Origin of the sequence: Mycobacterium sp. (genome assembly GCF_040509115.1) — a bacterium.
In the GTDB taxonomy this organism is placed as follows: domain Bacteria; phylum Actinomycetota; class Actinomycetes; order Mycobacteriales; family Mycobacteriaceae; genus Mycobacterium.
Genome location: NZ_JBEVLO010000505.1, coordinates 1 through 18,274, shown reverse-complemented (window position 1 = coordinate 18,274; position 18,274 = coordinate 1). Strand labels below are relative to the sequence as shown.

Below are 18,274 nucleotides of genomic sequence, written 5' to 3'. Positions count from 1 at the left end.
GTCATCCCTGCTCCTCGGGGACCTGCACGACGAGTCCATCGAGCGCGTCGGACATCGCGATCTGGCAGGCCAGCCTGCTGGACTCGCGACGATCGGCGACGCCGAGGTCGAGGAGGTCGTCCTCCATGTCACCGACGGGACCCACCTCGTCGATCGATTCGTCGGCGACGTAGACATGACACGTCGCGCAACTACAGTTGCCACCGCACTCCCCGATGATCCCAGGAATGCCGTGACGCACTGCGGCCGACATGACCGATTCGCCGAGGTGGGCATCGACGATGCGCTCCGCACCACCGAGGGTGATGAAGACGACCTTGGGCATCAGGGACTCCTCCCGAGTTTGGTATTACCTTAATACCTTAACGGTCGCGTCGCAGATGCTCAAGACGTCCGTGCATCTTCCCCCGTGTCGTCAGACCCGGAGCGACGCGGGCGCGTCGGGCACTTCGTCGCCGAACAGGTGCGTGACCCGGCGCGTCGTCTTCTCCGCCCAATCCCCCGTCGTGGCGAGACCGATCACCAGCACCGCCAACCCGAGACCGGAGACGAGCAGGAGCGCCGGGCGGCTGGCCGCGACGAACGCCACGGGCAGCGGTCCCACCATCCGGGTGTTGAGCACCGATCCGACGATCGCGACACCGAGCGCGGTGCCGATCTGCCTGCTGGTGGTCGCCACCGCCGCCGCGACCCCGGCATGGCTACGGGGCATGCCGGACACCGTGGTGTAGGTGATGGGTGCGTTGACCGCGCCGTGGCCGATGCCGAACGCCGCCAAGCAGACCAAGACCCACACCAACGGCGTATCCGCATCGAGCCACCACAGGCCAAACCCCGCAGAGCCCACCATGATTCCAGCGCACACCAGGGACGGACGGGGGCCGTACCTGCCCACCAGCCTGCCGGACAGGGGCGAGACGATCGCCATCATCATGGCCAGCGGCAGGGTGTAGAGCCCGGCCTGCAGGGGGCTGAGCCCCCGGACCGCCTGAAGGTAGAGGGTGTTCAAGAACAGCACCCCGGAGGAGGCGCCGAAGGCACAGATCGCGACCAGGACCGCGCCGCAGAACGGCGCACTGGCGAAGAACCTCAGTTCGATCAGTGGGTCGACCCGTCGCGGTTCATAGCTCACCAGCACCACCGCCGCGACCAACGTGAGCGCGAGGCAGCCCAGGGTGGGCCGCGAGACCCACCCCTCTCTGGGCGCCTCGATGATCGCGAACGTCGCCGAACCCAGCATCGCCAGCATGGCAACCTGTCCGACCGGGTCGAATCGCCGCGGGTGCTCGGAGCGCGACTCCGGGATGAAGACGGCAGTGGCCACCAGGGTGATCAGCCCGATCGGGAGGTTGACCCAGAAGATGGCCCGCCAGCCGACCAGTTCGATGAGCGCCCCGCCGATCAACGGTCCCAGCGCCATGCCGAGGCCTGCGACGGCGCCCCACACGCCGATCGCCCGGGCCTTGGCCGCGGGTGCGGTGTACACGGTGGTGATGATCGACATCGCGACGGGATTGAGCATGGACCCGCCGAGTGCCTGCACCACCCGCGCGGTCACCAGCCAGCCCAGCGTCGGCGCCAGGCTGCACAGTACGGAGCCTGCGACGAACAGGACCAGACCCATCTGGAAGGTGCGCCGCCGACCGATCCGGTCGGCGGTCGATCCGGCGAGCAGCAGAAAGCAGGCCAGCACCACCACGTATGCGTCGATCGTCCACTGCAGCCCGGAGATCGGCGCATCGAGATCGGCGCCGATCGAGGGCAGCGCGACGTTCACGATCGTCGCGTCCATGTTCACGATGAAGAGGCTCATGCAGCAGATCGCCAGGATGAGCGCCGGTCTTCGTCGTGCCATCTGATCGATGCTAAGGGGTCGGCAGCGCGGAGGACATATGGAATTATGGTTATTCCATTGAAAGACGCGAGTCGACGTCCGCGACCAAGGGAGTTGCCCGATGCAGATCGCCATCGCCGCCGACCACAACGCCGTGGCATTGAAGGGTCGCCTGTCCGCGTGGCTCGTCGAACGCGGTCACGTCGTGCACGACCGTGGGGTCGACGACGCCACCGTCACCGCTGACTACCCGCCACTGTGCGCCGACGTCGGCACCCGCGTGGTCGATGGCACCGACGAGCTCGGTGTGATCCTCGGTGGCAGCGGGTGCGGTGAACAGATTGCGGCGAACAAGATTCGCGGTGTCCGCGCGGCCCTGTGCCACTGCGTCTTCACCGCGGAGATCGCCCGAGCTCACAACGATGCGAACGTTCTGGTGATGGGCGCAAAGGTGGTCGCACCCGACCTCGCGGAGCGCATCCTCACCGTGTGGCTGGAGACGACCTTCAAGGGTGGCCGCCACCAGAGTCGTCTCGATCAGATCGCGGCGCTCGAGCGCGGCGAGACGCTGTGAGCGACCTCATCCTGCTGCGGCATGGTGAGAGCACTGCCAACGCGGACGACGTATTCGGCGGTTGGCTCGACGTCGACCTCACCGCTCGGGGTCGCCGGGAGGCGGCCCGCGCCGGCGAGCTGCTCCGCGGGGCGGGCCTGCGCCCCGCGGCGGTACACACCTCGCTGTTGCGCCGCGCGGTCGACACCGCAAACCTGGCGCTCGACGCGATGAGCCTGACGCTCGCCGAGGTGCACCGCTCCTGGCGGCTGAACGAGCGGCACTACGGTCGGCTCCAGGGACGGACCCGCGCCTCGGTGCGCGAGGAGCTCGGCGACGCGCTGTTCGACGAGATCCGACGCTCCTACGGGGTTGCGCCACCGCCAGCGGGAGCGCAGGACGGGGGCGTCGACGGAGAAGCGCTCGCCGACGTCCGCCGACGCGTCGTGCGCTACTGGGACAACGCAATCGCCACCGATCTGCGGGCGGGACGCACGACTCTGGTCGTGGCGCACGGCAATTCGCTTCGCGCGCTGTGCATGCACCTCGACGGCCTATCCCCGCAGCAGGTGGTGGCGCTGGACATCCCGACCGGGGTGCCGCTGCTGTACCAGCTCGACGACGAACTCACACCCCACACCGCAGGCGGCACATATCTGGACGCCGAGCTGGCATCGGCGGGCATCGCGGAGGTTCGGACGCAGGGGCGCGGTAGGAAGTGACCGGGCGAGCCGGACCCTCATCGCGCCGTTCGAAGTGGCCCCCGTGGCGGCGGCACGCGCCGCTCACGCGTGCAGACGGTGTGCCGCCTGGTCGACTGCGGCGCGCAGCTTGAGCCCGATGGCGTGCTGGGCGGAGATGGCCACCCGGCTCGACGGGATCGATGCGTTGAAGACGAGTGGCGGGTGCGAACTCGACGGAGGGAAGGCGGCGGACAGCGCCGTGACCTCCTTCTCGCTTTCCTCGACGCTTACCGAATAGCCTTTTCTACGAACCTGTTTGAGGATCTTCTCTAGATCGCTGCGGGTGCGCGGGCTGCGCTCGGTGAGCATCTGGAGTTCCTGGTCCGGGTACAGCGCGTCGAACTCGTTCTTCGGCAGCAGCGCGAGCATCGCCCTGCCGCTGGAACTGGAGCTCGCCGGCATTGACCGTCCGAGCCGCGACCCCACCTTCACCGCCCGGGGACTTTCGATGGCATCGATGAATCGGACGGTGGCGCCGTCCAGCATCACCAGATGCACCGTCTCCTGTAGGTCCTGGTTGAGTCGCTCCAAATCCGCTCGCAGTGCGCGCCGAAAGTCGAAGCGCTGGAGGATCGAATAGGCGACACCGGTCAACGCGGTGCCGGGCCCATACACCCGAGTGTCGTGGTCTTGAGTGACGAATCCCCGGTACTGCAGCATTGCGAGCAGCCGGTGGGCAGTCGAGCTGGCCACGCCCAGGAATTCACTCACCTCGCTCATCCGCAACTGCGGATGTTCGCCGAGGAGCAGCAAGACCTTGAGCGCATTGTCCACCGACTCAATCGGGTACTGCGGCTTGGCGGTATGGGGTGCGGCAGAACTGTCCAGAACGAGCTTCTTCACAGCAGAGAGATTACGCCGGATCGACGCAGGTCGGGGGTCTTCTGCGATCGACGTCGCTTTCAGGCCCATCTCTTGCATTTCTCTGCACAGCAGAGAATTCCTCTGAAACCCTTGCCAAGGGCGGCGGACGGGCTTCTACTGAGAGTGCCGTCACAGCGAGCCCGGAATGTGATCGGCACCAAATGGTCTGACATCACACCAATGAGGGAGAGGTCTGTGCCTTCGATTCCGGATTTCGACATCGACATCTTCGCCGACGACGTCCTGCTGGATCCGTATCCCACCTATGCCCGGATGCGGGAGTTGGCCCCCGTCGTCCGCGTGACCGCACACGGCTTCCTCGCCGTGAGCCGTTACGCAGATGTGCGGGCAGTGCTGCTGGACCACCGGCGGTTCGCCTCCGGCATGGGCGTGGGGTTCAACGACGGATTCAACGGGGTCCGCAAGAGCAGCGTGATTGCCTCCGATCCGCCCCGACACGACACGCTCCGCAGTGTGCTGCAGGATCGGTTGGGGCCCCGCGCGATTCGCGACGTCCAGCGCGTCATCGCGCCGCGGGCGCACGAGTTGGTCGATGCGATGCTGGCGCGGGACTCCTTCGATGCCGTAACCGATTTCGCGCAAGTCTTCCCTGTGGAAGTGGTGGGCGAGCTGATCGGCATTCCGGCCGACGCCCGCACCGAACTGCTTCGCTGGGCCAACGGCGCATTCGACGCGTTCGGCCCCCCGAGCGAGCGGACGTCGGCAGGCCTCGACGACATCGCCGATCAGTTCGAGTTCATCCGAACGGTGGCCACCCGCGACGTACTAGCGCCGGGCAGCATGGGGGCCGCGGTGTACGAGGCCGCCGACGCGGGTGTCATCCCCGAGGAATACTGCCTGCACCTGTTATCGGCGTACCTGACGGCAGGCATGGACACCACGGTCAACGCGCTGGGCGCCATGCTCTGGTTGCTCGGTAGGCACCCCGACCAGTGGACCGAACTGCGGTCGCTACCCCACCGCGCCGGGTCGGTGGTCAACGAGGTCCTGCGGATCGAGTCCCCGGCCCAACTGTTCTCCAGAGTCGCCGCGGTCGATGCCGACGTCGCAGGGGTACCGATCACGGCCGGTGAACGCGTCGCCGTCCTCTACGCCAGCGGCAACCGCGACGAACGGCAGTACGTCAATCCTGATCGGTTCGACATCCACCGCAATCCGGCCGGCCATCTCGCCTTCGGTACCGGACTGCACGCCTGCGCTGGGCAGGTCCTCGCCAAGATCGAGTTGCAGACCGTCCTGGAGGCAATGCTCGAGAAGGTCGACACCATCCAGGTGGGCGAGCCAGTCCGCAAGATCAACAACGTACTCAGGGGATTCGCCAGCCTCCCTTCGACTTTCAGCTCTACGACCGTACGCCCGCGCGAAGTCAACGTGGGTGCATCGTGATCGGTCGACGGCTTCAATCCATGTTCGTCGACGGCGATTGGCGCACCGCGCACTCCACCACCAGGATCGACCTCATCGACCCGGCCACCGAAAAGTGGATCGCGAGCGTGACCGACGGCGACCACCGGGACGTCGCCGTGGCGGCGGCCGCAGCCCGGGCTGCCGCGTCCAAGTGGGGACGCTCCACGCCGGCCGAGCGCGCCGACCTCCTGGAAGCCTTGGCCAACGCGTTCGAGCGGCGACAAGACGAGATGGCCTGCCTCGTGACGGCCCAGAACGGGTCGGTGCTGTCCCGGTCGCGCAGGACCAACGGCGCGCGGCCGGTGGCGCTGTACCGGCACTACGCCAACGTCGCACGGGCCTTCCGCCCGGAAACGACCGACACCGCAGCCGGGGGAATCGTCCGTCGGGAACCCCTTGGCGTGGTAGGCGTGATCATTCCATGGAATGCGCCACAATCACTGTTGGCCAACAAGATTGGCCCGGCTCTGGCAGCGGGCTGCACCGTGGTGGTCAAGCCCGCCGCCGAGACTTCACTGGACTCACTGCTGCTGGCCGAAATGGCCACCTCGGCGGGCTTTCCCCCTGGTGTGATCAACGTCGTGACGGGCGGCCGCGAAACCGGCTCCGCGGTGGTCGGATGCGAGGAAGTCGACATGATCTCGTTCACCGGATCCACTCCCGCCGGGCGGGAGATCGCGGCACGCTGCGGTCAGTCGCTCACGCCACTGCTCGCCGAGCTCGGCGGCAAGTCAGCCGCGGTGGTGCTCGAAGATGCCGACCTCGACGTCCTCGCCGCCAAGCTGATCGCCACCTGTCTGCCGAATACGGGACAGGTCTGTTATGCCTGCACTCGAATCATCGCTCCGAGAACATGCTTCGGCGACGTCATGGACGTGGTCACGGACACGATGGCCCACGCGCGGATCGGTGACCCCCTCGATTCCGGCGTCGAGTTCGGTCCCCTGGTCAGCGAAGCGCAGCGACGACGGGTCGAGGGGTTCGTCGCCTCAGCCCGCGCCGAAGGCGCCACCACGGCGCTCGGCGGCGGCCGGCCACCGGAGCTGACTTCCGGCTTCTACGTCGAACCGACGGTGCTCATCGACGTCGACCGATCCATGCGCGTGTTCCGGGAAGAGATCTTCGGTCCGGTCGTCGTGGTCGTCGCCCACGACGGCGACGACGACGCCGTGCGGATCGCCAACGACTCCTCCTACGGGCTCGGAGGCGCCGTCTTCAGCCGGGACGCCAGTCGCGCCGTGGAGGCAAGCCGGCACCTGCAGACCGGCGGAGTGTCGATCAACGGCGCGGACCGCGCTGCCTCCGTGCCGTTCTACGGCTACAAGGACAGCGGCCTTGGAGGCGTCCCCGGTCTCGATGCGCACCTTGCGTTCAAGTTCGTCGCCGGAGCCACCCTCCCGGAAGGGGCATCGGCATGAGCCTCGACGGCAAGGTGGTCGTGATTACCGGCGCGGCCCGCGGTATCGGAGCGGAGTACGCGCTGGCGTTCGCGCAACGCGGCGCCCGACTGCTGGTGGCCGACGTCGTCGATCCCGTCGCCACGGCACAGCGGGCCCGCGACAGCGGCGCCGAGGCGATGTCCGTGCTGACCGACGTGCGGTCCAGAGACCAAGCCGACGCGATGGTCGCTAGCGCAGTGCAACGTTGGGGCCGAGTCGATGTCCTGGTCAACAACGCCGCGCGCTACGCAGGACTGTACCGGGGCCCGCTGCAGGACATCCCCACCACCGAATGGGACGAGGTGATGGCGGTCAATGTTCGTGGCGTGTGGAACGCGAGTGCGGCAGCGGTGGCGCCGATGAGCGGCCAGCAATCGGGCGCGATCGTCAACGTCTCCTCCACCACGGCCGTCAAGGGAACCCCTGGCAATCTGCATTACGTCGCCTCCAAGGGCGCGGTCACGGCCATGACCAAGGCCATGGCCCGCGAACTCGGCCAGTTCGGTGTTCGGGTGAACTGCGTGACCCCGGGTCTGGTCGACAACGAAGCCAGCCGGGAAGGCCACGAGCAGGAGTTCGCCGCCCGTGCGGTGGCCCGCCGACAAGAGCGCAGCCTGTCCCGCGACATGTTCCCGTCCGACCTGGCCGGAGCGGTGCTCTTCCTCGCCTCCGACGAGAGCGCGTTCATCACGGGACAGAGTCTGATCGTCGACGGCGGGGCTGTCCTGACGTGACCACTTCTACTTCCGCCCAACAGAATTGGCAACAGACCCGAGCCTGCTTCGTCAGCCCACGCAGGCCAGGTTGCGACCGGATCGAGGAACAATGTCCATACACGCCATCGGCATAGCGGCCCTGGTGGTGCTCTTCGTCGTCGGCACCTTGCGGCCCGTCAACATCGGCGCCCTCGCGCTGATCGCGACGTTTCTGGTCGGGACCCTGGCGGTGCACGAAGGCACCGGCGACCTTCTCGCCGGGTTCCCCGCCAACCTCTTCGTACTCCTCGTCGGAGTGACGTATCTGTTCGGTCTGGCGACCGTGAACGGCACGCTGGAGTGGCTGGTCGACAAGGCCACCGGTCTCGTCGGTGACCGACCGGCGTTGGTCCCCTGGATCATCTTCTGGTTCTCGGCGATCCCGTCGACGCTCGGGGCGCTGGGGCCGGCGAGTGTCGCGATGCTGACCCCCCTGGCCATGCGCATGGGTCAGCGCTACGGCGTGGACCGCCGGATGACGGCGCTCATCGTGATGAACGGATCCGGCCTTGGCAACTTCTCCCCACTGAACGCGCTCGCTGCCATCGTCCGGCAAGTCTCGAACGACAACGGATTGCAGGTGTCCGCATCCGCGTTGTTCCTCGGCAACGCCGCGGTCAGCCTGGTCCTGGGTATCGCGGTGTACGTGATCTTCGGCGGCCTCGAACTCGTCCGGCGGGGCCGTCGCATCGACGCCGCCGCGGTCGGTGTCGGGCCCGGTGCTGCGGCCGACCCCGGCTCCGGTTCCCTGCGTGAGCAGGACGGCGCCATCGGGACCCCCGTGTCGACGGCTGGCGCGGGCGTGGTCGGGCGAGGAAGCCTGCGGGTCGATCAGTGGGTCACGCTGCTGGTCATCCTCGGTGTGGCCGTCGGCGCGTTGGTATTCGACATCGAGATCGGGTTCCTCGCCCTGACCGCCGCCGGGATCCTGCACCTCGTCTTCCCAACCAGATTCGTCGGCTCCGAGAAGCACATCGTGTGGTCGGTCGTTCTGCTGATCTGCGGTGTCGTCACGTTCGTCGCGCTGCTTCAACGCAACGGCACAGTCGATTTCGTCGGACACGCCGTCGCGGGGCTTGGCACCCCACTGCTCGCCGCGTTCCTGCTGTGCCTGGCCGCCGCGGTGACGTCCGCCTTCGGTTCGAGCGCCGGCCTGCTCGGGGTGCTCATCCCGCTGTCGGTGCCGCTGCTGGCCACCGGTGAGATCGGGGTCACCGGCATGATCGTGGCCCTGGCCATCTCCGCCACCGTCGTGGACGCCACGCCGTTCTCCTCGGTGGGCGCTCTCATCCTGTCCAATGCGCCGGAGGAAGAACGCCAGACGGTGTTCCGGGCGATGTTCGGTTGGGGGATGGCGATGGTGGTGATCGCACCCCCCGTCACCTGGTTGGTCTTCATACTTCCCACCAGTTGACACCGAGCCTGAAACATCTTGTTCGACAACGCCTTAAGCAGACCGCAGGAGGGACCACATGACGTTCAAGGTGACGGCCGACTTCAAAGCCTGCCAAGGATATGGCAACTGTGTCACCGGCGCGATGGATGTCTTCGACATCGACGACGACGGCACCGTCGTACTCGTCAAGGCCGAGATTCCGGACGCCGACCGCGGGCGAGTCGAGGAGGCCGCACGTAGCTGTCCGGTCAACGCACTGTCCGTATCCGAGGGCCGAGATGGCTGAGCTGGCTGAGCCGGCAGGGACCGCCGTGGGCGCGACGACCGTCGTCGTGGGCTCATCGATCGCGGGAGTGCGTGCGGCACAGGCCCTCCGCGCCGAGGGGTTCTCCGGCCGACTAGTCCTGGTGGGCGAGGAGAGCGAGCTGCCGTATGACAAGCCTCCCCTGTCGAAGCACTTCCTGCACGACGCCGACGGTCGGGCAGACAACTGCCTGCTCACAGCGGAGAAGGCCAGTGACTTGCGGATCGAACTCCGGCTTGGAGTCCCGGCGACCGGACTCGACGTCGCGGCGAAACGACTGCATCTCGCCGACGGCGCCACCATTGACTGGGACAGTGTGGTGCTGGCGACCGGCGCGTCGGCACGCCCCTCGCCCTGGCCCGTGCGGTCAGGGGTGCACGTCCTGCGGACCCTGGCCGACGCCCGGGCATTGCGTTGGGACTTGAGCCGGGATCGCGCGGTGCTGATCGTGGGCGGAGGCTTCATCGGTGCCGAGGTGGCGGCCGCAGCACGCGCACTGGGACGCGAGGTCACCGTCATCGATCCGCTGCCGGCCCCGATCGGTCGGGTAGTGGGCCCGGAGTTGGGAGCGGCGTTCAACGATCTCCACCAACGACACGGAGTCACAACGGTATTCGGAGTAGGAGTCAAGTCCATCGCTGGTCAGGCGGGTGATCTCGACGTGACGTTGGCCGACGACCGCGTGCTGAGGGCCGGTACCGTCGTCGTCGGGATCGGGGCGCTGCCGAATGACGGATGGTTGGCGGATTCGGCACTGGAGGTGGCCGACGGCGTCCTGTGCGACGAGTACTGCCGCGCGGTCAACACCGAGGACGTCTACGTCGTCGGTGACGTAGCGCGGCAGTTTCGCAGGAGCACTGGCGAGTACGTCCGGGTCGAACACTGGACGAACGCCGTGGACTCGGCGGCGACGGCCGCTCACAACATTGCCCACCCCGGCCGGCTCCGCGCCCACACGGCGGTCGACTACGTCTGGAGCGACCAGTACGACTGGAGGATCCAAATAGTCGGACACCCGGCACGGGCAACCGCACACGAACTGGTCGGGACGTTCACCGGCGACTCAGCACGGGGTGCGGCGCTCTACTACGACGAACCCGGCCGTCTACTGGCCGCCGTAACCGTGAACTGGCCACGAGCACTCGCGACGTGCCGCAAGACCGTGGCCGACGAGGGCAGTCTCGCCGAGGCCAGAGAGCGACTGGCTGCTGCGAACGCCGGGTAGCCACCAAGCCGCCGTCCCACGCCCACCGGGTATCATCCAATGGAATTAATGCCATACCATTGATGAAGACTAGGCGGCAGGGGGTGGGGTGAGGAGATACCTGGCCGCCACCTTCAGCGCCCTCGCCATTCGCGACTACCGCCGCTACGCGTTCGGGCAGTCGGTCTCGGTCAGCGGTACCTGGATGCAGAAGCTTGCGCAGGCCTGGCTCGTCCTCGAACTGACCGACTCAGCGGTACTGCTGGGCGTTGCGGTTGCCGTGCAGCAGCTTCCCACGCTGCTGTTCACCACGCTAGCCGGGGCGCTCGCCGATCGTTTTCCGAAGCGAAGGATCCTGCTGTGGACCGCGGTCGGCGGCATGGTCCCCGCAGTGGCACTGGGCATTCTGGCCTACCTCGACGTCGTGACCATCTGGATCGTGCTGGCGGCGGCCTTTGCGCAGGGACTCGCCGACGCCGTCGACAAGCCTGCCCGCCTTACCTTCGTCAACGACATCGCCACCCCCGCGACCCTCACCAATGCGGTGACGCTCAACGGCATCATCCAGAACTCGGGCAAGGTCGCCGGACCGGCCATCGCAGGCATGCTGATCGCCGGTGTCGGCATCTCGGCAGCGTTCTTCATCAACGCCGCCTCGTACCTCCCGGTGATCATCGCGCTGTTGCTGATTCGGCCGCACGCGCCGATCCACCGCGGCGCCTTCACCACCAAGGGTCACCTCGTCGACACGTTGCGCTACGTGTCGGCACGGCCGCAACTCGCGGCGGCCCTCGTCCTGATGACGGTGAGCGGCATCATCGCATTCAACTGGAACGTGTTGGTGCCGACGCTGACTCGGGACAGTTTCGGCGGGGATGCCCGCGCCGTCGGCTTCGCCTTCACCAGCATGGGGGTGGGCGCCGTGCTCGGCGGCCTTGCGCTCGCAGGCGTGCTGCGCGGCACTTCGCTGTGGCTCGTCATGAACGGGTGCGTGATGGGTCTGGCGCTCGCGCTGACCGGCGCCGCCCCCAACCTCGCGGTCGCCTACGTCCTTCTCTTCGTCGTCGGGGCGTGCAGCGTGACGTTCCGCGTCACGGCCACCACGCTGCTGCAGTTGTACTCCGACCCGGGAGTGCGCGGCCGGGTCATCTCGCTGCTCGTCCTCGCCACCAACGGCACCACTCCCCTTGGCGGGCCGCTGATCGGGTGGATCTGTGGCGCGGCGAGTCCGCGAGTCAGTTGCGCCGTGGGTGGTCTCGGCACCATCGCGACCGCCCTGGGGTGTTGGCTGTACCTGAAGCGCACAGGCTCCCTCGGCGCGGCCGCGGAGCGCGCGGCCGAGGGTGTGCTTCCTGGGTCCAATCGGCCCGGTTCCGGCTGATTCGCCTGCATCGCCGGCGTCGACAGCCGAGGACACCAACACCGTCGCCCGGCGCCACTGAAACCGGTGCCGTCGGCCCCCAGCTGGTACTGTGTATACACAATCGTCTCCCCTGCCGTCCAGCACGTCGCGGCGCACGACCGAAGGAAGCATCCGATGCCGGTTCGCGTTGATGCGGCGCTCGACCATCTCGTGATTCCCACGCTCGACAACCCCCGCGAGACCAGCTCGCAACTGCACACGCATTTGCGCCGTCTCATCAACGACGGCGCGATCGCCCCGGGTACCGAGCTCAATCAAGCCGACCTTGCGCGTCGCTTCAACGTCAGCCGCATCCCCATGCGCGAGGCGTTCCGAATGTTGCAGCAGGAAGGGCTCATCGACGTCCAACTCAACCAGCGCGCGGTCGTGCGGGCACTGGACGCCAACGAGGTCGATCAGCTCTACGGCGTCCGGATCACCCTGGAGGCCCTTGGGGCGCGGATCACCGCGGGTCGCCTGTTGGACACGGAGGCGGCGGAGGCGCGGGAGTGCCTACGTCGAATGCGCAAGACCAAGCGCGCCACCGACATGAGCGAGTGGGTCACCGCACACCGACGCTTCCACACCCTGTGCACGGCACGGGCCGGAGTCCCGCTGGCGGGGATCATCCTGTCCTACTCCGAGCGCACCGAGCGGTACGTGCGCTTTGGGCAGCAGGCCCACGCCGACACCTTCGCCGTGGCCGAGGCCGAACACGAGCAGATCCTCACCGCGGTCGTGAACGGTGAGGTGGACGCGGCGGGCTCGTTGATGGCCCGCCATCTCGCACACACTGCGGCAACGGTATTGGGCGATCTGGACCCCAACTTCGAGGCGGTTACGATGAGCGAGTCACTGCAGATGTGCGCTGGCGGGCCGCTGTAACCCCGGCAGGCCCTCAGGCGAAGACCAGCCCGCCATCGACGACCACCGTCTGTCCGGTGATGAACCCGCTGGCCGGGGAGCACAGGAAGGTGATGGCTCCGGTGAGGTCGGCAGGCGTCATCGCGCGCGGAATGGCGCGTTGCCGTTCGAGCGTCGGAAAGTACGACGTGTCGTTCAGCGCCGCGGAGGATTCGTTGTCGACGAGCCCGGGTGCGACGGCGTTGACGGTGATCCCGTCGCGGCCCACCTCCTTGGCGATGGACCTCGTCACTGCGATGACGGCACCCTTGGACGCGGTGTAGTGCGCGAAGAAGGGCACGCCGGCATGCACGGTAGCCGAAGCGATGTTGACCACGCGGCCGTAACCCTGCGCCTTCATCGTCGGGTATACCGCGGAGGTGGCCAACCACACGCCCTTGGCGTTGACGGCCATCACCCGGTCCCAGTCGTCGACCGAGATGTCGGCGAAATGCTGCTTGGCGCCCAGGCCTTCATAGATCGCGGCATTGTTCACCAGGGCGTCGATCCGGCCGTACCTGTCCACTGCCGCTGTGGCCATGGCCCACACCGAGGTCGGGTCGACCACGTCGGTGCGGTGGAAGACCGCGTCCTTCCCACCGTCGCTCAGGGTGGCGGCCAGCGCCCTGCCGTCCTCGGCGAGCACGTCGGCCACCACGACCTTGGCGCCCCGGCCGGCGAGATGGGTCGCCAGCGACGCCCCGATGCCTCGGGCGCCGCCGGTGACGATGACGACGCGGCCGGCTACCGAGTCCTGTTCCACACCATCGGGATTCGGCATCGCGTTCACCGCGCCGCGTCCGGGAGGGAGAAACCGGCCACCTGGCGGTAGCGCTGTGAGATCGCGTCGAGCTCCGCAGTGCTGATGACGTCGTCGACGTCGTCGAAGGGTTTGTCGCCGGTGCGTTCCCAGACCTCCTTGAGGATGGCGTCGGGTGGGGTGGCGCGGTTGGTCAGCACGACGGCCGACGTCTTGGGCCGTCGGTCGGCTTCGTATGTCAGCAGCGCCGCCGCGGTGTCCTCCTCCGACTGCAGCGCGACGCGCAGAGCCCGTGCGTCGAGGATCGCCTGCCCAGCTCCGTTGGAGCCTCTCGGCACCATCGGATGGGCGGCGTCGCCGAGGAGCGTTGTCCGTCCCGCGGTCCACGACTCCAGTGGATCCTGGTCAACCATGGGATATTCCAGCACCGTGTCGGCGCCGCGCAGCAGGGCAGGCACGTCCAACCAGTCGAACGTCCAGTCGGCGAAGGCGGGAGCGAAGTCGGCGGGGTCACCCGGTTTTCCCCAGTCGCGGTCACCGGAATACGGTCGCTCGATCTCAGCGACCCAGTTGATCAGCTGAGTGCCGTCGGCGTTGTCGCGGATCGGATAGATGACGAGCTTGCCGTCGCGCAACCACCCGGCGCGCACCATGCTCGCCCCGGACAGGAACGGTTGGCCGACCGTGGTCCCACGCCACATCAGGACTCCGGAATAACGCGGGGCGCCCTCGTTGGGATGTAACTGCTTGCGGATGACCGAATGCACGCCGTCGCAGCCGATTACGGCTTTTCCGGTCACCGACTCCCGAGGCTGGCCGGTCGACGACGACCGGAACTGCGCGGTGACGCTCGAACCGTCCTGGTCGATCCCGAGGCACTGGTGATCCCCGACGATGGCATCGGCGCCGAGCCGTTCCCTGACGATGTCGGCCAGCGCCAGCTGCAGGTGTCCGCGGTGGATCGACAGCTGCGGCGTGGGATAACCGGCGTAGCGCCCAGCCGGTTCGGTGTAGACGTGCTGGCCGAACCGGTTGTAGAACACCGCCTCCCGCGTCTGGACCGCGATGGCCTCCAGCCGATCCAGCACGTCGAGTTCGGCCAGGACCGCGGTGGCATGCGGAAGGACGTTGATGCCGACGCCCAGTGGCCTCAGCTGGGGCGCTGCCTCGTAGACACGGCAGGGAATGCCGGCGGCGTGCAATTCGAGGGCGAGCGTCAGGCCGCCGATTCCAGCGCCAACGATGGTGATGGGTGCGGTGGTCGTCATGGCTGCGCCTTCTTCGGGTGGGTTGGGTTGGTGTGCATGTCGATTCGATCCGCGAGGATCTGCACTTCGGTGGCCTCGTCGATTGCGATCTCGCCGTGGCCGCGGCCGATGCCGCTCTGCTTGAAACCACCGAACGGCATCGAGGGATCCGACGCGCCGACGCGGTGGATGTTTACGAAGACCGACCCGGCCTGGATGCGCCGCCCGACGTCGAAGGCGTGCTCGACGTCGTCGGACCAGACCGACGCCGCAAGGCCGTATTCGCTGTCGTTGGCCAGCGCGACGGCCTCGTCCTCGGTGTCGAACGCGAGGATGGGCACGACCGGACCGAATTGCTCCTGCTGCACCAGAGGTGACTCCTGGCGCAGACCGGTCACGACGGTCGGCCGGAGGAAGTACCCGTCCTCCGGGTCGGAGCCGCGGAACTCCCCGACCTCGGCGACGTTGGCACCCTCGCGCCGGCTCGCCTCGATCAGGTCGGTGACGGTGCGGTGTTGCTGTCCGTTGTTCAACGGCCCCATCCGGACCGCGGGGTCCAGGCCGTCGCCGACCACCAGCGCGTCGGTCGCCGCGGTGAAGGCCTCGGTGAATTCCCCGAACAGGTTGCGGTGCACGTAGAGTCGCTTGGGCGCGTAACACACCTGGCCGGTGCTGGTGAAGGCGCCCCGCACCAGTTCGTCGATCAATCGACCGTTCACGGTGGCCGTGTCGAGGACGATCGCCGGATCGTTGCCGCCCAACTCCAGGCTGAGGTTCTTGAGGTTCACGCTGGCGTCGCGCATGATGGCGCGGCCGGTGGCGGTGCTCCCCGTGAAGCTGACCTTGCGCACCCGCGGGTGGGTCGTCAGCGCCGCGCCGACCTCTTGGCCGGAGCCGGCAAGGACGTTCAGCACACCCGGTTCGACCGCGGCGGCCAGCCTGCGCAGCACCAGCGCCAGCGCCAACGGCGAGTTGTCGGGCAGCTTGACGACGACGGTGTTCCCGGCCACCAGCGCCGGTGCGATCATCAGCGTCGCGAGCAGAACGGGATAGTTCCACGGCACGATGACGGCGACCACTCCCATGGCGGCCCGGCGTTCGACGATGCGTCCCCGGTGGTCCTCGGTGATCGACTCCCGGGACGCATAGTCGGCCAATCCGGCGTAATAGCGCAGCGTTCGAGCCGTGTTCGCGATCTCGGCGGTCGCGTCGGCGAGGATCTTGCCGTGCTCGCGGGTGAGCAGCGTGGCCAGACCCGCGAGGTCGGCGTCGATCCCGTCGGCCGTCACCGTCAGGGCGGCGGCCCGATCCCGAGCGTGCCGTGCCGCCCAGCCGGGGAACGCGGCTTCGGCCGCGGCCACCGCCGCGTCGACAGACGAGCGATCGCCGGTGGCGTAGCCGCCGACGGTCTCGGAGAGCCGGGCCGGGTTGCGCACCTCGGTGATCGGCCCGTCGACGTCGCGCCCGTCGATCAGCAGCGGGACGGTGGCCGTGTCGGCCAGGTTGGCGGCGGTCATGACACGTCGATCGTCACGACCGGCGTCTCGCCGGCGACTGCGGTTGCGGGGGCCCGGGTAATGCGGGATACGCAGCAACACATCCGACGGTTGACCTCGCGTTGGCGGGCGCTGTAGAAGACGTCGCGGTGATCGACGACGCCGTCTATCCCCAGGAGCTTGACCTCGCACAGGCCGCACTCCCCCTTGCGGCAGTCCGACATCATGTCGACGCCCGCGCCCTCGAGGGCCTGCAGCATCGACTGATGCGTTCCCACGCGGGTCTCCACCTGCAGTCGCGGGATCCGCACGATGAACTCCTCCGGGTCGAACCAGCCACTGTTGCCGAACGTCTCGTAGCGCAGGTTCGCGGTGGGTAGTTCGGCGTCGGCCCAGCACCGGCGAACGGCGTCCATCAGTCGGATCGGGCCGCACACGTACAGCTCGGTGTCGTGGTCGACGGTCGCCACCAGCTTGGCGGCGTCGAGCGACGTGCCCTCGGCGTCGACGTGGATCACCAGTCTCTCGCCGTGCAGCTCCTGCAGCTCGGACAGGTAGGCCATCGCCTGCCGCGAGCGTCCGGCGTAGACGAAGGTGTAGTCGGCACCGAGGTGGTGCAGCACCCGCGCCATCTCGGTCACCGCCGTGATTCCGATGCCGCCGGCCAGCAGGAGGTAACCGGGGGCACCGACGCGCAGTGGGAAGTTCTGCAGGGGCTGGGTCAGCTCGATGGACTCACCCACCGTAAGCGAGTGCATGAACACCGAGCCGCCACGCGAATTCGGTGCCCGCAGGACGCTGATGACCAGTTGCCTTCCCTCGTCGGAGGAGCCGACGATCGAGTACGACCGGGTGTCTCGGCGCCCGTCCACGTGCACGGCGACGTCGACGTGCGAACCGGGCTGAGCGGAAACGGGATTCGTCACCTCGACGACGATGCGGCGGATGTCGGTGGCGACGGCGCGTGTCTCGACGACGGTGCCGAGTTGCCAGACCTCTCTGTTGGTGGCAGCCATTGGTCGACCGCCGTCAGCTCTGCGCGTGGAGGCGTCCTTCGGCCTCCAGTTGACGGGTGAGCAGCCGACGGATCCACATGCCACCGGCGTCGATGTTGAGGTTGTAGAACTCGTAGTCCGGGTTGGCGTCGATCGCCTTCTGCTGGGCCTGCAGCATCGCGGTGTCCTCGGTGAAGACGTGCCGGATGCCGTCGCGGATCTGCGTCGTCAGAAGCTGGCTGTCCATCAGGTAGTTGCGCATCCACGCCCAGTGGTAGCGGCACGTGGTGTCGGTCTCGGGGGTGATGGTGTTCATCACGTAGCCGTTGATGCCATGACTGCGATCTCCTTGCGGTGCGCCGGTGCCGGTCTTGGCGACGCCGACGTCGATGCAGATGGTCGAGGGATACCGATAGTGAATGATCTGCCAGCGGTCGACGTTGCCCTCGAAGCCGGGAAACTTGTTGCGCATCTGGGCTGCCATGAACGGGACGGGCGGGATGTCGATCATCCACCTGCTGAGGGTGACGCTGTTCCCGTCGTGCACCACGTCGAACTCCGAGGTGCTGATGTTCTCCCCACCGATGCTGCTGGTGTGCAGGAACTCCTCGTGGGTGAGGTCCATCAGGTTGTCGAGCACCAGCTGGAAATTGCATTGCAGCGCAATGGTTTCCCCGTCACCGGCCCACTCGTCCATCTGATGCATGTCGGGCACCTCGTCGACCTTGGCGAGGTAGGGATCCCCGAGCCACACCCAGACGAAGCGGTGCCGGTCGACCACGGGGTACGACGGCACGGTGGCGCTCGGGTTGAGGACCTCCTGCGCGGGCATCGCCGCGCAGCGGCCTGCCGAGTCGTACACGATGCCGTGATACGGGCAGCGGATGCCGTCGCGGCCGACGAGTTTGCCCATCGACAGCGGGGCGAGCCGATGCCAGCAGGCATCGGCGA

18 protein-coding genes are annotated in these 18,274 nt (G+C 67.5%); 10 read left to right on the top strand and 8 right to left on the bottom strand.

Going from position 1 to position 18,274, the window contains the following annotated elements:
* Position 1 precedes the first annotated feature (1 nt).
* Positions 2-325, bottom strand: coding sequence for a 2Fe-2S iron-sulfur cluster-binding protein (locus ABW137_RS34265; protein ID WP_526407160.1), 324 nt, complete (start codon positions 323-325; stop codon positions 2-4).
* Between the two features lie 90 nt (positions 326-415).
* Positions 416-1,855, bottom strand: coding sequence for an MFS transporter (locus ABW137_RS34260; protein ID WP_526407158.1), 1,440 nt, complete (start codon positions 1,853-1,855; stop codon positions 416-418).
* 100 nt (positions 1,856-1,955) lie between these two features.
* Here ABW137_RS34260 and ABW137_RS34255 point away from each other — a divergent pair, with 100 nt between their 5' ends.
* Both ABW137_RS34255 and ABW137_RS34250 read left to right on the top strand, forming a co-directional pair.
* Positions 1,956-2,408 (top strand): RpiB/LacA/LacB family sugar-phosphate isomerase, encoded by a 453-nt coding sequence (locus ABW137_RS34255; RefSeq protein WP_526407156.1) that lies wholly within the window; start codon positions 1,956-1,958, stop codon positions 2,406-2,408.
* Entirely contained in the window at positions 2,405-3,109 is a 705-nt protein-coding gene (locus tag ABW137_RS34250; protein ID WP_526407154.1) for a 2,3-bisphosphoglycerate-dependent phosphoglycerate mutase, read from the top strand. The genes ABW137_RS34255 and ABW137_RS34250 overlap by 4 nt, the downstream gene beginning before the upstream one ends.
* 63 nt (positions 3,110-3,172) lie before the next feature.
* Here the strand turns inward: ABW137_RS34250 and ABW137_RS34245 are convergent, their stop codons facing one another.
* Entirely contained in the window at positions 3,173-3,973 is an 801-nt protein-coding gene (locus tag ABW137_RS34245) for an IclR family transcriptional regulator (protein ID WP_526407152.1), read from the bottom strand.
* Between the two features lie 216 nt (positions 3,974-4,189).
* Here ABW137_RS34245 and ABW137_RS34240 point away from each other — a divergent pair, with 216 nt between their 5' ends.
* The 8 genes from ABW137_RS34240 to ABW137_RS34205 all read left to right on the top strand — a co-directional run bounded on the left by ABW137_RS34240 (position 4,190) and on the right by ABW137_RS34205 (position 12,807).
* Positions 4,190-5,401: a cytochrome P450 gene (locus ABW137_RS34240; RefSeq protein WP_526407150.1), complete on the top strand. Its 1,212-nt coding sequence runs from the start codon at positions 4,190-4,192 to the stop codon at positions 5,399-5,401.
* 20 nt (positions 5,402-5,421) lie between these two features.
* Positions 5,422-6,840, top strand: coding sequence for an aldehyde dehydrogenase family protein (locus ABW137_RS34235; RefSeq protein WP_526407148.1), 1,419 nt, complete (start codon positions 5,422-5,424; stop codon positions 6,838-6,840).
* Complete coding sequence (locus tag ABW137_RS34230; protein WP_526407146.1) at positions 6,837-7,595, top strand: SDR family NAD(P)-dependent oxidoreductase; 759 nt, start codon at positions 6,837-6,839, stop codon at positions 7,593-7,595. The genes ABW137_RS34235 and ABW137_RS34230 overlap by 4 nt, the downstream gene beginning before the upstream one ends.
* Positions 7,596-7,686: 91 nt before the next feature.
* A complete protein-coding gene (locus ABW137_RS34225; RefSeq protein WP_526407144.1) occupies positions 7,687-9,030 on the top strand; it encodes an SLC13 family permease in 1,344 nt (447 codons plus the stop codon).
* A gap of 58 nt (positions 9,031-9,088) precedes the next feature.
* The gene (locus ABW137_RS34220) at positions 9,089-9,298 is read left to right on the top strand and encodes a ferredoxin (RefSeq protein ID WP_526407142.1); all 210 of its coding nucleotides are present in this window, start codon (positions 9,089-9,091) and stop codon (positions 9,296-9,298) included.
* Complete coding sequence (locus ABW137_RS34215; RefSeq protein WP_526407140.1) at positions 9,291-10,541, top strand: NAD(P)/FAD-dependent oxidoreductase; 1,251 nt, start codon at positions 9,291-9,293, stop codon at positions 10,539-10,541. The genes ABW137_RS34220 and ABW137_RS34215 overlap by 8 nt, the downstream gene beginning before the upstream one ends.
* An 88-nt stretch (positions 10,542-10,629) precedes the next feature.
* Positions 10,630-11,901, top strand: a complete 1,272-nt coding sequence (locus tag ABW137_RS34210) for an MFS transporter (RefSeq protein WP_526407138.1) — start codon at positions 10,630-10,632, stop codon at positions 11,899-11,901.
* Between the two features lie 156 nt (positions 11,902-12,057).
* A complete protein-coding gene (locus tag ABW137_RS34205; RefSeq protein ID WP_526407136.1) occupies positions 12,058-12,807 on the top strand; it encodes a GntR family transcriptional regulator in 750 nt (249 codons plus the stop codon).
* 13 nt (positions 12,808-12,820) lie between these two features.
* Here ABW137_RS34205 and ABW137_RS34200 read toward each other — a convergent pair whose 3' ends face one another.
* From ABW137_RS34200 to ABW137_RS34180, 5 genes are all read right to left on the bottom strand, one after another.
* On the bottom strand, positions 12,821-13,606 hold the full coding sequence (locus tag ABW137_RS34200) for an SDR family NAD(P)-dependent oxidoreductase (RefSeq protein WP_526407134.1): 786 nt from the start codon (positions 13,604-13,606) through the stop codon (positions 12,821-12,823).
* Between the two features lie 5 nt (positions 13,607-13,611).
* Complete coding sequence (locus ABW137_RS34195; RefSeq protein ID WP_526407132.1) at positions 13,612-14,853, bottom strand: FAD-dependent oxidoreductase; 1,242 nt, start codon at positions 14,851-14,853, stop codon at positions 13,612-13,614.
* Entirely contained in the window at positions 14,850-16,349 is a 1,500-nt protein-coding gene (locus ABW137_RS34190; RefSeq protein ID WP_526407130.1) for an aldehyde dehydrogenase family protein, read from the bottom strand. Before ABW137_RS34190 ends, ABW137_RS34195 begins: the two co-directional genes overlap by 4 nt.
* Positions 16,346-17,344 (bottom strand): PDR/VanB family oxidoreductase, encoded by a 999-nt coding sequence (locus tag ABW137_RS34185; RefSeq protein ID WP_526407128.1) that lies wholly within the window; start codon positions 17,342-17,344, stop codon positions 16,346-16,348. Before ABW137_RS34185 ends, ABW137_RS34190 begins: the two co-directional genes overlap by 4 nt.
* Before the next feature lie 13 nt (positions 17,345-17,357).
* Positions 17,358-18,274 (bottom strand): Rieske 2Fe-2S domain-containing protein (locus ABW137_RS34180; RefSeq protein ID WP_526407126.1); only part of this gene is annotated, 917 nt, incomplete at its 5' end.

Excerpts from the sequence above, each read along its gene's own strand:
- ABW137_RS34265 (WP_526407160.1), bottom strand. The coding sequence starts at position 325 with ATGCCCAAGGTCGTCTTCATCACCCTCGGTGGTGCGGAGCGCATCGTC.
- ABW137_RS34260 (WP_526407158.1), bottom strand. The coding sequence starts at position 1,855 with ATGGCACGACGAAGACCGGCGCTCATCCTGGCGATCTGCTGCATGAGC.
- ABW137_RS34255 (WP_526407156.1), top strand. The coding sequence starts at position 1,956 with ATGCAGATCGCCATCGCCGCCGACCACAACGCCGTGGCATTGAAGGGT.
- ABW137_RS34235 (WP_526407148.1), top strand. The coding sequence starts at position 5,422 with ATGTTCGTCGACGGCGATTGGCGCACCGCGCACTCCACCACCAGGATC.
- ABW137_RS34230 (WP_526407146.1), top strand. The coding sequence starts at position 6,837 with ATGAGCCTCGACGGCAAGGTGGTCGTGATTACCGGCGCGGCCCGCGGT.
- ABW137_RS34225 (WP_526407144.1), top strand. The coding sequence starts at position 7,687 with ATGTCCATACACGCCATCGGCATAGCGGCCCTGGTGGTGCTCTTCGTC.
- ABW137_RS34220 (WP_526407142.1), top strand. The coding sequence starts at position 9,089 with ATGACGTTCAAGGTGACGGCCGACTTCAAAGCCTGCCAAGGATATGGC.
- ABW137_RS34215 (WP_526407140.1), top strand. The coding sequence starts at position 9,291 with ATGGCTGAGCTGGCTGAGCCGGCAGGGACCGCCGTGGGCGCGACGACC.
- ABW137_RS34205 (WP_526407136.1), top strand. The coding sequence starts at position 12,058 with ATGCCGGTTCGCGTTGATGCGGCGCTCGACCATCTCGTGATTCCCACG.
- ABW137_RS34200 (WP_526407134.1), bottom strand. The coding sequence starts at position 13,606 with ATGCCGAATCCCGATGGTGTGGAACAGGACTCGGTAGCCGGCCGCGTC.
- ABW137_RS34195 (WP_526407132.1), bottom strand. The coding sequence starts at position 14,853 with ATGACGACCACCGCACCCATCACCATCGTTGGCGCTGGAATCGGCGGC.
- ABW137_RS34190 (WP_526407130.1), bottom strand. The coding sequence starts at position 16,349 with ATGACCGCCGCCAACCTGGCCGACACGGCCACCGTCCCGCTGCTGATC.
- ABW137_RS34185 (WP_526407128.1), bottom strand. The coding sequence starts at position 17,344 with ATGGCTGCCACCAACAGAGAGGTCTGGCAACTCGGCACCGTCGTCGAG.